At 60.1% G+C, this 13,609-nt stretch carries 11 protein-coding genes and 1 pseudogene; 2 read left to right on the top strand and 10 right to left on the bottom strand.

The window, feature by feature from the left end; genetic code table 11:
• The 10 genes and pseudogenes from QCE69_RS30115 to QCE69_RS30070 all read right to left on the bottom strand — a co-directional run.
• Positions 1 to 790: pseudogene (locus QCE69_RS30115) on the bottom strand (hypothetical protein); the annotation flags it as partial.
• 77 nt (positions 791 to 867) lie between these two features.
• Complete coding sequence (locus QCE69_RS30110; protein WP_309934586.1) at positions 868 to 1,830, bottom strand: hypothetical protein; 963 nt, start codon at positions 1,828 to 1,830, stop codon at positions 868 to 870.
• Positions 1,831 to 2,350: 520 nt separating this feature from the next.
• Positions 2,351 to 2,485: a hypothetical protein gene (locus QCE69_RS30105; RefSeq protein WP_309926000.1), complete on the bottom strand. Its 135-nt coding sequence runs from the start codon at positions 2,483 to 2,485 to the stop codon at positions 2,351 to 2,353.
• A 542-nt stretch (positions 2,486 to 3,027) separates the two neighbouring features.
• Positions 3,028 to 3,183 (bottom strand): hypothetical protein, encoded by a 156-nt coding sequence (locus QCE69_RS30100; RefSeq protein ID WP_309925999.1) that lies wholly within the window; start codon positions 3,181 to 3,183, stop codon positions 3,028 to 3,030.
• A gap of 185 nt (positions 3,184 to 3,368) precedes the next feature.
• Positions 3,369 to 3,881: a fimbrial protein gene (locus QCE69_RS30095; protein WP_309925998.1), complete on the bottom strand. Its 513-nt coding sequence runs from the start codon at positions 3,879 to 3,881 to the stop codon at positions 3,369 to 3,371.
• A 76-nt stretch (positions 3,882 to 3,957) separates the two neighbouring features.
• On the bottom strand, positions 3,958 to 5,070 hold the full coding sequence (locus QCE69_RS30090) for a fimbrial protein (RefSeq protein WP_309934585.1): 1,113 nt from the start codon (positions 5,068 to 5,070) through the stop codon (positions 3,958 to 3,960).
• Positions 5,071 to 5,104: 34 nt separating this feature from the next.
• Positions 5,105 to 7,696: a fimbria/pilus outer membrane usher protein gene (locus QCE69_RS30085; protein WP_309934584.1), complete on the bottom strand. Its 2,592-nt coding sequence runs from the start codon at positions 7,694 to 7,696 to the stop codon at positions 5,105 to 5,107.
• 175 nt (positions 7,697 to 7,871) lie between these two features.
• The gene (locus tag QCE69_RS30080) at positions 7,872 to 8,612 is read right to left on the bottom strand and encodes a fimbria/pilus periplasmic chaperone (protein WP_309925994.1); all 741 of its coding nucleotides are present in this window, start codon (positions 8,610 to 8,612) and stop codon (positions 7,872 to 7,874) included.
• Between the two features lie 111 nt (positions 8,613 to 8,723).
• Positions 8,724 to 9,275: a fimbrial protein gene (locus QCE69_RS30075; RefSeq protein ID WP_309934583.1), complete on the bottom strand. Its 552-nt coding sequence runs from the start codon at positions 9,273 to 9,275 to the stop codon at positions 8,724 to 8,726.
• Positions 9,276 to 9,694: 419 nt separating this feature from the next.
• Positions 9,695 to 11,191, bottom strand: coding sequence for a PLP-dependent aminotransferase family protein (locus tag QCE69_RS30070; RefSeq protein WP_309934581.1), 1,497 nt, complete (start codon positions 11,189 to 11,191; stop codon positions 9,695 to 9,697).
• Between the two features lie 200 nt (positions 11,192 to 11,391).
• On the opposite strand from QCE69_RS30070, the gene QCE69_RS30065 reads away from it, so the two are divergent.
• A complete protein-coding gene (locus tag QCE69_RS30065; protein ID WP_309934579.1) occupies positions 11,392 to 12,501 on the top strand; it encodes an ABC transporter ATP-binding protein in 1,110 nt (369 codons plus the stop codon).
• Positions 12,502 to 12,573: 72 nt separating this feature from the next.
• Entirely contained in the window at positions 12,574 to 13,608 is a 1,035-nt protein-coding gene (locus QCE69_RS30060) for an ABC transporter substrate-binding protein (protein WP_309925987.1), read from the top strand.
• Position 13,609: the final 1 nt, after the last annotated feature.

Genomic DNA, 13,609 nt, shown 5'->3' with positions numbered 1-13,609 from the left:
ATAGGCCCATTTCATATTGAAACTGGGAGTTTCGCAACTGCTTATCTGCACCTATCCGCACGCTGCGCTTGGCTTCGCGCGATTCTGCAAGACCGACTACGTCCTGGATGTCGCGTGCGCGGCGCGCGTCGAGCTCGCCCAGTTGCGCGGCGAGATCGGCCTGCGCGCTGCGCGCGGCGCCGATCTCGCCATTGAGCTGCTGACGCCGCGCCACGATCTGCGACACGCTCGCCTTGCCCTGATGCACGTCGGCGCGGGCTTGCTCGACCTTGTCGGCGGTCACGTACTCCGCCACCGAATTGAGCCGCGTCAGACGCTGCTGATACTCGCCGACCAGCTGGCTGGTCTGAGAGATCTGGGCATCGAGCGCGGCCAGTTCTGCACGGCGGCTCGCTTCCGTGGTCCGCGATGCCGCGCGCTGCGCATTCAGTTGCGCGCGGCGTTCGCTGTACTGGGCGTCGATGGCGGCGATCTGCGCCTCGCGCATCTGCTGATCGAAGACCTGGCGGCGCAGGCCGTCGGTGCTCAGCGAGAAGTCGCGTTGCAGGCGGAACAGCGGCGTGCCCGGCACCACCTCTTGCGACGGACGCACATAGATGGAAGAGACGAGCCCCGACAAGCCTTGAATCTTGACTTCGGAAGGCGACATGATTTCGCCCGATACGTCCTGCTTGAGTTCAATCTGATGCAGGAACGAAAAGGTCACCGCGACGATCGTGAAAGCCGAAGTGGCATACGCAATCCAGCGCCAGGGCACGTCCCTGAAGTGAGGAAGATCAGTTGGTTGCATGGAGGATTGAGCCTGCGGTGCGCGTGTTGAGTGCGCGGCGTTGGCCTGCGCACGTATTGTTGGAGTGGCCGGCTGCGTCAGTGGGCAGGCGCGAACGCGTACATGGCCGGATAGCCCGCCGGCAGCCACTGCTCGTAGTTTTCGAGTAATGCGGTTTCGATGTAGTCCGCGAGCGTCTGAGGCGCGGTGGACACGGTGAGGTCCAGCGGCTCGAATGCACGGAGACTGAAACGTCCGCGCGCGAAACGCAGGTAGAAGGGCACCATGCGCGCGCCGAAAGTTTCCCCCAGCCGGAAGATGCCGTTATGAACCCGCGCATCCTTGCCGAACATCGTGACGCGCGCGGTCTGCATGGGATAACGATGCATGGTGAAAGGCGGCACGTCGGCGAACAGGACCGCGACGCCATCGCGCTTCAGTGAGCGCGCCACGCGCACGCCGAGGTTGTTGCGATGCGCGTCTCCGTAGGTGTACAGCACCTTGATGCCCGGGATGAGGGCGTGATCGTCGCCGTATTGATTCTGGATGACGCCCGATACCACCGCCATGGATTCGAGCCCGAGCAGTTGCCCCACGCGCTCGACCACCGCGATGTTGGCGTATTGGGAGACATAGTGGAAAGGCGAGAGGAACACGGGCTTCTCGGGCGCTTCGCGTCGCAAGGTTTCGACGCGTTGCGCCAGTTCGCAAGCGATGGCGTCCAGATCTGGCCAGACTTCCTGCCTTTTGAGCTGGCGACCGAAATGAAGACGTTGATCGACGAAGTTTTCCAGCTTGGCGCCAGAGACTGCGCGCTGCGCCTGGGAGTCAGGCAAGCCGAGTACGTCCCTTCCGATCTCCGCGCGAATCCTGCCGCTGGCGTGGACCTCGGAATTGAACAGGCTGTGCAGCGTCCAGGCCGTTTTGGCCACAGGTTCAAGCCAGGCCGCGGGAATCCGACCGACCACCGCACGACGCAACGAATGCCTTGCGCGCGCCAGAGAGTGTCGAACCAAAAAGTTAACCGTAGCCATGTGAATTTGCCCCGTAACACGATTCACAAGAAAACGGACCCCGGAAGGTCCGCTTTCTTATCGAGCTTCTTCCTGTACCGACCGGCGTAGGCCGGTTAGCGGCTCACTTCTTCAGATAGACCGTGACATACGTGACGTTGGTTGCCGCGGCTTGCGACCGGCTGGCCTTGCAGCCGCCAGCCACGTCCGACAGGTTCAGCTCGTTGCGTGCGATTTTTTGCATTTTGGTTTCCTCTATTGAACAGTGATGCGATTTCTCGTAGAGCGCGCCCTGCTCGCCGGCAAACCGCGCAGTGCGCGCTTGATACAGCGTCAGCTGACACCGGCGAGCGGTGTCGGGCGTGACTTAACCCACGCGAACGGTGACGTACGTGACGTTGGTTGCGGCAGCGCGTGACTGGCTAGCCTTGCAGCCGCCGGCGACGTTCGACAGGTCGAGCTCTTTGCGTGCGATTTTTTGCATTTTGTTTCTCCTTCGAATGACATGGACAGACTGAAGTTGAACGCGCCTTGGTCCGGTGAACGGATTGCGACGCGCCTTGCTGACTTACATCGACAGCGTGATATTCACGTTCGTGGTCGAATACGATGCCGAGCTGGAGCTCGAGCCCCCGCCGCCGCCCTTCGCCGTACCACCTGCGATTTGCGACTTGATGAGTGCGTTGCGGTCAATCTTCTGCATTTAAAAACCTCTAATAAAAAAAAGTAAGCACCGGAGATAAAGGCATGCGTTTGTAGGTACGACTGCTTCAAACCAACCTTATCGCCGGTGATTGAATTATAGGTTTCCAACCGGATAACGGTTATGCATCGATATAAAGTTACAAAAATGTCGCCTTAAAATTAAATCAGGACGCAAATATTAATCCGACTCCTATAATCCATCGCACGGATTTATTGATTAATCCGGCTCTTATTTACGGCCCCTCATGATGTTTTGACTAGCTTTTCTATCCCTCTACGCGGCCTTTAGCTGTTTGACGCTTGCGGCCATGGTCGTTCATGGCTGGCGCCCTCCAGATTCCGGGTCGTTCCGCCAAAGCTTGAAGACGCCGCGTCATGATTGTGGAGCGCGGTATCATGGCGCCAAATTAAAAAGGCTGATTTCATGCAGACATGAAATCAGCCTTGAAAAAACAATTACCTGGTTATTTGTCCAGGGTACTACCGAGGTGGGTTTTCTATCCCCTGATTAACGGCCCCGACGCGCGCACTCACTATCTCTCAGGTTACCGAAATAGAGAATGCGCCAGTTTTACCATTTCCCTTCGAGATACTCGCGTTGATCGTAATATTAGTCAATGATGAACTGATGCTCGAACTGCTTGCACCTCCGGCAAAATTCACATTAGCCAGATCTTCACGGTTAATCTTTTCCATTTTTGAACTCTTTTTAAAAAAAACCCGTAGTTGTTCGAGCGCTCGGTCCATGCATCAAGGATGGCCGCGTCGTGCTCGATCCCGATCAAGGACTCAAAGTCAGTACTTGTTTCTCACCGACAATTGAGTCTAACGACATCTCAGGAGGCTGATCAATCCTCCGTTTTCTTAAATCTGCTCAGCGGTCAGTTGTAAGTGAAGTTCACCGTTGCAGTTGCAGCCACGGTTCCGGCTGTCAGTGCCCCCAGTTTGTAGAATTGTGCAACCATCGGGATGGTCATCTTATTGGTTGCGTCCACAAGGCCGAGCGTCATTGCACTGCCCAGTGTGATAGCGGTTCCCGTGGTGTCCCCAACCGTACTCGCCTTGAGCAGCTGCACGCCCACCTTTCCGGCGTCGCCCGTGTTCTTGAGAACGCTGGTAACCGTATCCGACGTTCCGTTGACCGTCATGGCGACGTTGGTGCCTGCTACACAACTCTCAAGATTGATCTGAAACGCCGTGGGATTCTGAGTGGTGCCAGTAAAGTCAGTGATCTTCACTGTTCCCAGATCGATCGTCTGATTGACGTACGCCGCATTCACCGTACAGGTGGGAAGAATGATCTTCCCGGTGAAGTTGAGTGTAGCGTCGGCCGCCCATGTGGACGCCGAACATAGCATCATCGCACCTGCGATGATGGATCTTGTCTTGTGCATCTTGATAAAACCTCCTCGATAAAAGCCTCGCCCGCCGCCCTCGCGACGAACATCCCATGTTCACTGCGTGACCAGGTTACTGATACTGCACGGTCATCAACAGTGTCGCGTTTGCCGTACCCGGACTGATTGCGCCAATACGGAAATAACTAGCCTTCATTGAAAGGCTATAACTGTTCGCCTTGGTTCCGTCGAAACCATTCAGCGGCATGTAGGTCGCCAGTGGAAGAACCGTGCCCGTGCTGTCGTACAACTGAATGCCTACACCGCCTGCCTGCGACGTTCCGCTGTCCAGCGCCACGACATTGCTGTACCCGGACACCAGGCGGTCGGGCGAGATGGGATCAATCCTGTATTGAACGCTATGGATCAATCCGGAAAGGCTGGCTGGATCGGTGCTGTCCGCCACGCCCGCGGGACAATTGTTGAAGGCCAGGTTGAATGATCTCGACTTGCTTGATGGAGCGCCAAGTCCCGGGAAGTCGGCCGGTGTTTGCGTACCCATATCCACATTGACATCAGGCGTCTGGCAGGTCAGAACGGTGATGATGACCGGCGTCATGTCGAAATTGATGACCCCTGCGGAAAAATCCAGGTTTCCAGGGGGTTGCGTCTTCAGTGCGGACTCCCACGAGAATGCCTGCGCGAGTTGGCCGCTCACTGTTCCGGGCGTGACACTTCCGATCTTGACCAGCGACCCGATCAATTGCCCACCATTGTTTACGGCGGTGCCGTTCTGATTCCATTGATAACCCAGTTGCGGAAAGCCAAACGGCCCACGTGTTCGGCCGTTGGTATAGATCACGCCGCCCAAGGCCATCCCCACGCCTGGTACATTTGTCGCATAGACGGGAAAAGAGACGCCGTTATAAGAGCGGGTGTACGACGTCGGCGTAGTGGGGATAATTCCCGCCGCTTCGAAGTCGGTTCCCGTGAACCAGCTTTCCGACTGATTGCACGTCCAGTAATTCGTAGTTAATGGAGTGGACACCCACCCCGTCAACGGTGATCCGTTCGGCAGATCCCGCGCCACCGCCACTCGGGCCGGAAAATTCAGCGTATAGAGCCAAGGCGGATTCGAATGGCACGACGCGGTTGCCCACACATGCCCGGGCGAAATAGCCAACACACCAACGCAATACAACACACAACGGATCCACGCCCGCACCGCTCTTCCCATCACTCTCATGTTCTGTCCTTCGTTGAATTGGAGCGCGCCAGACTTATCCGCAGACGCCATCGGAAATGGCCAGTGAAGCTGGCTGCTTGTTCTTTTGCATCGGCGGCAATTGATAACGCACCGCGCACGTCTGATTCGGCGAGTCACCCCATTTGACATGCATCCTGCCCTCGTCGATCTTCAGACCAGTCGCAATAATTCGACTTCCCTGCGCCACCACACCAACGTTGTCGCCCTTGTCGTCGAACACTTGCGAGCCGAACGGAAGCGGCTTGCCATCCGGCTGGGTGACGTGCATCACTGCCGCGCGGCCGGTATCTTCCGTGTCGAACTTCAATGCCACCACCGCGCCCGCAGTGGGCGCCGAACGCTGCACCGTCGACTTCAGCATGACGTTGATCGGCAGGCCCTTCGGGTCGATTTCGACATCGTTGTTCGAGTACGGCTGCATGCCCGAGACGACCGCATGCCCCCACGGATCGACGCGCAGCCCCGCGCCGCTCGCGACACGCGCGCCGGCTGCGTCCTTCGCTTCGACAATGCCGATGGTTTCCGCCATGTTCGGCGTGAACGCGACGCCGCCCTTCCAGGCCACCACGCCACCCGACACCCCCGCGCCGACTTGCGAATAGTTGCGCCCCGTGCTGCCGTTCAAGGTCATTTGCGCGAACGGCGCCACGTAGCCCAGGTTGCCGCCGACGGTGGTGGCGCTCGAGCCGGCATTGCCGCCATCGCTGTAATTGGCATTGACGCCGTATGACAAAGCGCCGTCGGTGCCCAGGGTCCCGTTGACCGACTCCTGCATGCTGTAGGCGCGATTCGCCGAGTCATACTGGAAGTTGGTCGACGAGACCGGCGCGCGTGCGCCCAGGCCCAGCGGAATCATCACGTTGAACATCACGCGGTTATCCCACTTGTTCGTGTTGACGACGAATTGCCGCACGAACGACGCGCCATACGTGATCCGCTTCCAGCTGTTCGAATAGCCGATCTGAAGCTGCGTATCCTGCCCCGAACGATTCCAGTAGTTGGCAATGGAGCCGATGGCATAGGCCGAGCCATACCGGCCATTGGATCCCAGCGCCTGATTGACCGTGAACTGCATGCGCGACTTCTGCCGCGCCGTCATCTGGTCGGGATTGCCGGTCTCGTATAGCTGCCGCATGACCATCGCGTCCGACAGGCTATAGAAGCCGTTCGTCGAATAGCGATAAGCCGCGATCGCAATATTCGTATTGGTCGGCTGAAGCAGCTGGCTGTAGCTCAGCCGGAAGCTCATGCCGTTGTGCGTGCCGACCCGCTTGAAACTCGCGGTCGCGTGAGTCGCGTCGAAACCGAAGGCGCCGATCCGCGTATTGATCGCGGCGCCCATCATGCCGGCAAAGTATTGATCGGCGCCCGTGAAGCCGCCATAAAGCGTCAGCAGGTTGCTGATGCCATGCTGCACCGTCATTTGCGAAACGAACGGATGAATGTCGAGCGATGCATCGCGATACTGGCCGATGGTGGCGCTATAACGCGTGATCCCCGGCCGCAGTGCGTTGACCGCCGCTGCATAGGGCACGGTAGACGTGTGCTGCGTCCCGTCGGCCTCGGTCACGATCACATCGAGATTGCCGCCGTAGCCCGTGGGATACAGATCGGTCAGTTCGAATGCGCCAGGCGCGACCGTGGTTTCGTAAATGATGTTGCCGCCCTGCCGCACCTGCACGCGCGCATTGCTGTTCGCGATGCCGCGCACGATCGGCGCATAGCCGCGCTGCGACTCGGGGTACATGCGGTCGTCGGTTCCCAGCGTGACACCGCGCACGCCATAGCTGTCGAACAGGGCGCCATCCGTGAAGGTGTCGCCGAGCGTGAGCTGGCTCTTGATGTCGCTGAACCCGCGCTGCGCGTAGGTCTGCACCGTCTGATAATGGGTGCCCGCCGAGCTGGAGCTGTTCAGGTTGCCCTGGTAGCGGAACCGCCACGCCCCTGCGTTCAGGCCGCCCGTCACGCCGAGATACTGTGAATCGTTCGTGAAGCCGCCGGCCGTGCTGTGGTAGGCGTTCGCGTTGTACTGGAGCGTGGCAGCGGGAATGCCGTTGTCCCAATACTTCGGGTCCACGTAACCGCGTGCACGGCTGAACATCACGATTTGCGGAATGCTGACATCCAGCCGCTGCTCGCCGCCGTCGAACGACGCGAACGCGCTCGGAATCAGGTCCGACAGCGCGAAACACGCGCCCTTTCCGGCGGCACCCTCGGCGCCGCCCTCCGCCGCGGCGAGCTTTGCAGCCGACTCGGGCGAGAGCTTCCTGAGATCCACGCCGATCCGCTCCAGCAAATCGCTGTTGAAGCACGGCCGGACTTCGCCCGAAGCCGGTCCGATTTCGCGGATATCGACGTCGAACTTTCCGCGCCACATGTCGTTGACGAACGTCTCGGCCCGGTAGGTACCGGGAAGGACTTGCTGGCCCTTGTTGAATCGGGAAATATCGACTTTCTCGCCGCTGCCCGAATCGAGAAACTGGTCATTGAATTCGACCTGCGAGAGTTTCATCGATTCATCCGCCAGCGCCTGGGCACTGACACCCATCGCGGCAATTGCCTGTAGCGTCACCACGCTGATCGGTCTTTTCGACAGACCGAACATTTGAGTTCTTCCGAATTGCATAGGGATAGGTACTTCGAACAAAAGGCTGGACGGAAATCCGCGCATGCCTTCGTTCCAGCACGCTACGCTTTGCTACGGATTCAGACGTGAAGGACCACCCCGGCGCCCAACCTCTTGCCGGGAAGTCATTGGAGAAATTCGTTGAATAAAACGCTCAGGGCGCCAGCCGCGATTCGCCATGCTGCGGTCCGCCGTAATCATTGATGACAGTCCAGGCGACCTTGCCGGAACTCGGCACATCACCTTTAAGCGGAAAGTCCTTTGTCTCGCCGGGCGCAACCATGCCGCCATCAATGAAAGACGCAGTACGCGTGCCGTCCGAGTACGAGACGCTGTCGAACGAAACGTGATACTCGGTGGGATTCGACGCCTCGATCATCGTCTTCCCGTGGTCCTGCTTCAGATGCCACACGACCTGTCCCGCAGCATCGACAGGCTGCTTCTGGAGTGCGGAAGGACGATAGAAGAACTTGATGCGCGTGCGGAAAGCCAGCTGCAATTGATTCGCGGAGGCTGCCTCGCCCGTGGCTTTGGGCGGAACTTCCAGAACATTCAAATAAAAGATCGACTCTTTGTTTGCAGGCAATGGCTCACCGGCAAACATGATGCGCAGGGTCTGCGACTTGGTGGGGTCGATCCGCATCAGCGGAGGCGTAATGGTGAACGGCACCTCGATGGTATCCGGCTGGGCATCCGGGTCGCCCTTGTCGAGCCAGACCTTCACGAGGCCCGGAACCTTGCCATTATTCGTGAGCTTGACCGTGACTTCGGGTTCGCTCTGGTTATAAACGACCCGCGTACCGGCGATGACCACCGAAGCATGCGCGCAGACAGAAAATCCCCACACCACAACAAATGAAGTCGCGATTCTTGCCAGTTTCTTTGCCAGTTTCATGGTGACGATGCAACACCTAACCTCAAGCTGATTACAAACAGGCGGGCAACCAAGCCCGCCCGCCTTTCGGCGAACCGTCAGATAAGCCGGTCCGTCTTCAGGAAAACCGATTTACTGGTAGTCGATGCTGTACACGACGGACGAGTTAGCCGCGCCTGCCGTGGTCTGGCCGGTGGCGTAGTAGCGTGCGATGTAATACAGCGTGGCCTGGCCCGAGGAAATGTCCACCGGCTTCGAGTTCTGCAGGTCGCTTGCGTAACCCACCTTGATCTGCGTGCCGTCCTGGTTCAACAGTTCGAGCTTGACGTTCTCTGCACCACCCGGCTGCACGATCAGGCGACCGTCGACCGGATCAACCGTTGCGCCTGCCTGATAGAACACCGCCGCCTTCGAGTGACCCGACACCGGCGTGCAGTTCTTCAGCGCGATCTTGTAGCTGGTGTCGCCAGCGGTGATCTTGCCGGAAGCGCCCGTCAGGTCGCGCGTCTGAACCTTCGGCAGCGCAACCGTGCCGTCGGCCGAACCGCCGCCATTGACATCGGTGTCGCACGTTCCGGCAATCAGTTCACCGTTGAACTGGATCGTGCCTGCATCGGCAAATGCGCCCGCGGCGGCCGTACCCAAAAGACCAGCGACAAGCGCAGAGACAGCAATCTTCTTCATTTCCTATTACTCCAATCGATTATTAACATCTGGTGTTTCCAGTGTCGTCGTTTTCTAATAGACCAGGTGGTGATCTATCATTACCCACACCTTAACCCCGGGGTCGCGATTTCAATGCCACTCGTCCCAGATTTCTCCTAAGTTGATTCGGATGACCAAGTAACGAGTACAAAAGCATGAAACGCGGAACGAATGATGCAATATCCGATCGATTTTTGTTACCCGATCTTTCCTACTATTTGATTCCGCAGCAAGAGAGATCGCCATTACAGGATAAGTCTTATGCAAGACGAGTGAAAATCAACAGCCAGTCGTCCGATAACTCTCTTAACCCGCTGCCGATTCGTCTGTATCGCTTGATAGGCTGCATCGGTCTATTCTTATTGCATGCGAGAAAGCATGCGTTTGTTCCGACTCACTCAGCGACCGAAAGCCATCGCCGCCGGCGCCAGTGCGCGCTCGATCACATCCGCGAGACGCGCAAAGTTGGGCGCGATCTCTGCGTTGGGCACGCAGGCATAGCCCAGCATCAGGCCGCGCAGCGCCTCGTCCTGCTTCAGGTAGTAGTTGACGAGCGGACGCGTCACCACGCCCGCGGCGAGCGCCTCGGCGGCGATGACCCGGTCATCGGCATGGCCGGGCAGTTCGAGCACGAAATGCAGCCCGGCTTCGTCGCCGCGCACCGGCAGTGCATCGCCGAAGCGGGCGCGAATCGCATTGATCAGCAACTCGCGCCGTTCGCCGTATAGCCCGCGCATGCGCCGCACGTGTGAAGTGAGATGGCCGTCCAGGATGAATTCGGTCAGCACCGCCTGCTGCATCAGCTGCCCTTCGCGATACAGCTCGGCCACGCCGGTGCGGAAGGAATCGACGAGATCGTCCGGCACGACCATATAGCCCATCCGCAAGCCGGGATACAGCATCTTCCCCAGGCTGCCGACGTAGATGACCTGGCCGGACTCGTCGAGTCCCTGCAGCGAGGACAACGGCCGGCTGCCGTAGCGGAACTCGCTGTCGTAGTCGTCCTCGATGATCCACACCTTGTGCTGACGCGCGAACTCCAGCAGCGCGCGACGCCGCGCCAGCGTCATCACCATGCCGAGCGGATATTGATGCGAAGGCGTCACCAGCGCGACCCTCGGCGGATCGGCCATGTCGCGCGCGCCAGGATTGAGCCCTTCCGCGTCGACAGGGACCGGTGCGAGCGTCAGCCCCGATGACTGCAGCACGCTGCGCACGCCCCAGTAGCACGGTTCCTCGACCCATGCGCGATCGCCGAAATCGGTGAGCAGGCGCACGGCGAGGTCGATCGACTGATGAATCCCCGTCGTGATGATGATCTGGTCGGGCTGGCACTTCACCGAGCGCGCGACCCGCAGGTAGTCCGACAACGCGCGGCGCAGCGGCCGGTAGCCGCCGCCAGGCGCATAGGTGAGCAGATCGGGACTTGGACGCTTCCAGAGCTTCGCCTGCAGGCGGCTCCAGGTGCGCGCCGGAAACTCCGCGACGTCCGGCACGCCCGGCATGAACGCGCCCCACTGCTTCGGCGACACGCCTGCCTGTGCGATCAGCCGCTCGCCACGGCGCGAGATGGCGCTGGGCGGCTTGGCCTCGTCCGGACGCGGCGGGCTGGCCGCGCCGTCGCGCGGCGCGGTGTCGGCGACATAGGTGCCGCTGCCGGTCGCCGAGCTCACGTAGCCTTCGGCCGTCAGCTGGTCGTAGACGTGCAGCACGGTATTGCGCGCGATGCCGAGATCGATCGCCAGCGTGCGCGAACTCGGCAGCTTGGTGCCGGGCGCGAGCTGGCTCGTCAGGATGGCCTGCTGCATCAGCTCGAGCATCTGGCGATACATCGGCTCGGCGGCCGAGCGGTCGAGCCGCGCGCTCAGCCAGTCGGCCAGGATGATGGTGTCCATGCGCCTCTCTCCTCTTTTTCTTTGCCTCACCGCCGACGCGCAAGCCGCCTCAAGTGGTTCCATTCTGAATATTGAAATGGCTCCCCATTGTAGAACCGTGCCGGGCTATAGTTATCCGAAGCAAGAGAAAAAATTTCCGGGTATCTCCGTATGCCCGGCGGATAACGAAGCCACCAGAATTTCCGAAGGGAGACACGACGATGAAATCCGATCAGGTGATCGTCAGCTTTCGCGGGGTGAGGAAGACTTACGACGGCGAGACGCTCGTCGTCAAGTCGCTCGATCTCGACATCTACCAGGGCGAATTCCTCACGCTGCTCGGTCCGTCCGGCTCCGGCAAGACCACCTGTCTGATGATGCTCGCGGGCTTCGAGTTTCCAACCGGCGGCGAGATCTGGCTCGACGGCAAGCTGCTCAACAAAGTGCCGCCGCACAAGCGCGACATCGGCATGGTGTTTCAGAACTACGCGCTGTTTCCTCATCTCTCGGTCCAGCAGAACGTCGACTATCCGCTGTCGGTGCGCAGGATGTCCGCCGAAGAACGCGCGCATCGCGTCGACAACGCACTCAGGATGGTGCGCATGGAGAGTTTCGCGAAGCGCTATCCGGCGCAGCTCTCCGGCGGTCAGCAGCAGCGCATCGCACTGGCGCGCGCGCTCGTGTTCGAACCCAAGCTCGTATTGATGGACGAGCCGCTCGGCGCGCTCGACAAGCAATTGCGCGAGCACATGCAGATCGAACTGAAGGCGCTGCACGAGAAACTCGGCGTCACCTTCGTCTATGTCACGCACGACCAGGGCGAGGCGCTCACAATGTCGGACCGCGTCGCGGTGTTCGACAAGGGCATCGTCCAGCAGCTCGACACCGTCGATCATCTTTATGAAGCGCCGTGCAACGAGTTCGTCGCCAACTTCATCGGCGACAGCAACCGGCTGCGCGGCACCATCGAACAGGCTCAAGGCGACTACTGCGCCATCCGCCTCGCCGACGGCACCCGCCTCTCCGGCCTGAACATCGCGAACGCCAAGCCGGGCGCGCCAGCCGTCGCGTGCATCCGGCCCGAGCGCATGACCCTCACGCACGGCAAAGGCAATGGCAATAGCCACGCGAACGGCTACAGCAACGCGCTGTCCGGCGAGGCGCGCAGCCTGATCTATTTCGGCGACCACGTGCGCATGCGCTGCGGCGTGCGCGAGCAGGACGAATGCTTCGTCAAGGTGCCGCTCGGCACCGCCGCGCTCGACGCATTCACGCCCGGCGCGCCCGTCGCGCTCGAATTCGCGCCCGAGCATCTGCGCGTGTTCGCCTGAACTTTCCAGCCACACGTTGTGCCGTCCAACCGCAAGTCCATCGATAAAACCAGGCAGACAGAGGAAACCATCATGAAGAAGTTCGCACTGTGTTCCATCACGGCCGCGCTCGCGTGCGCGTCGGCAGCGTCGGGCGCGGCGGAAATCACCGTCGTCAACTTCGGCGGCGCCAATGGCGACGCCCAGAAGGTCGCATTCAACCAGCCCTTCGAGCAGTCGAGCAAGAACAAGGTCACGGCGGTCGAGTACAACGGCGAACAGGCCAAGGTCAAGGCGATGGTCGAAGCCAAGCACGTGAACTGGGACGTGGTCGAAGTCGAATCGGGCGACCTCGGACGCGGCTGCGACGAAGGCCTGTATGAAAAGCTCGACTGGTCGAAGATCGCGAAGAAATCGGATCTCGTGCCCGAGTCGCCGGCGACTTGCGGCGTCGGCTTCTTCGTGTGGTCGACGGCGCTCGCCTATAACGCCGACAAGCTCAAGACCGCGCCGACCGGCTGGGCCGATTTCTGGGACACGAAGAAATTCCCCGGCAAGCGGGCCATGCGCAAGGGCGCGCGCTACAACCTCGAGTTCGCGCTGATGGCCGACGGCGTCGCGCCGAAGGACGTGTACAAGGTGCTCGGCACGAAGGCCGGCGCGGATCGCGCGTTCAAGAAGCTCGACGAATTGAAGCCGAGCATCCAGTGGTGGGAGGCCGGCGCGCAGCCGCCGCAATTCCTGGTCGCCGGGGACGTGGTGATGTCCACCGCCTATAACGGCCGCATCGACGCCGCGCGCAAGGAAGGCAAGAACCTCAAGGTCGTGTGGAACGGCAGCATCTACGACCTCGACTACTGGGCCATTCCGAAGGGCTCGCCGAACAAGGACGTGGCGACGCAGTTCATCGCGTATTCGGTCTCGCAGAAGCCGCAGGAAACGTATGCGAAGAACATTGCCTACGGTCCGGTGAACAAGGCGGCGATCTCCGCGCTCGACGCGAAGACCAAGGCGGACATGCCGAACTCGCCGGAGAACGCGAAGAACGCGGTGCTGCAGGACATGGCGTTCTGGACCGACCATGGCGACGAACTCGAGCAGCGGTTCACCGCGTGGGCGACGAAGTAAG

Origin of the sequence: Caballeronia sp. LZ032, from assembly GCF_031451315.1 — a bacterium.
Taxonomy (GTDB): Bacteria; Pseudomonadota; Gammaproteobacteria; order Burkholderiales; family Burkholderiaceae; genus Caballeronia.
Note: the sequence above shows the minus strand (reverse complement) of the source record. Positions and strands in the feature narration are given on the sequence as shown.